We start from the raw sequence: 813 nt of genomic DNA, 5'->3' as shown, positions 1-813 counted from the left end.
ATCGTGGCGGTGTCATTGACTGCCACCGGCAGATCGTCGGTACCCGTGATCGTGATCGTCAGCGTGGCCGACTCCGTCTCACCACCACCGTCTGTCAGAACATAGGTATAGACCTCTTGCAGCGTTTCACCAGGAGCGAGTTGCTGCACCGTGGTGTTGGCGTTGTTCAGCGTGTAGGTGTACGTGCCATCTGGATTCAAGCTGACCGTGCCGTAGGATCCAGTCGGCGAACTGGTCAACGCAACGGTGTTGGCTGCCGGGCCGCCGTCCCCATTGGTGTCGTTGGTCTTGACGTTGCCGTTGACCGTCGGGGTGTCCTCGGCGATCGTGTTGGTGTCGTCCACCGCAATCGGCACGTTGTCCGTGCCCACGATCGTGATCGTCAGCGTCGCCGTCGAGGTGTCTCCGTCCTTGTCCGTCAGGCGGTAGGTATAGGTTTCCTGCAGCGTCTGGCCAGGCAGCAGCTGGTTCACCGTCGGGTTGGTGTTGTCCAGCGAGTAGGTGTACGTGCCGTCGGCATTGAGTGCCACCGTGCCGTAGCTGCCGGTGCCCGAACCCGTCAGGGCCGTCGTGTTCTGCGCCGGCGTACCGTCACCGTTGGTGTCGGCCGTGCCGTCGGTCTTGACGTTGCCCGAGACCTGCACTGCACCTTCGTTGACGCTGTTGGTGTTGGGTGTGGCCACCGGCAGGTCTTCCGCACCGGTGATGGTGATCGTCAGCGTCGCCGTCGAGGTGTCTCCGTCCTTGTCCGTCAGCACGTACGTGTACGTCTCCGCCAGCGTCTCTCCCGGGGCCAGTTGCTGCACCGTCGGG

Annotated in this window: 1 protein-coding gene; it reads right to left on the bottom strand. The window is 63.1% G+C overall.

All coding sequences use genetic code 11. From position 1 onward, the window contains the following. Positions 1-813: VCBS domain-containing protein (locus ACLIJ1_RS23280; protein WP_411367962.1), on the bottom strand; the 813-nt coding region annotated here is incomplete at both ends.

It is taken from the genome of Hydrogenophaga sp. RWCD_12 (assembly GCF_046604225.1).
In the GTDB taxonomy this organism is placed as follows: domain Bacteria; phylum Pseudomonadota; class Gammaproteobacteria; order Burkholderiales; family Burkholderiaceae_C; genus Hydrogenophaga.
This window is presented reverse-complemented; position numbering and strand designations above follow the sequence as displayed.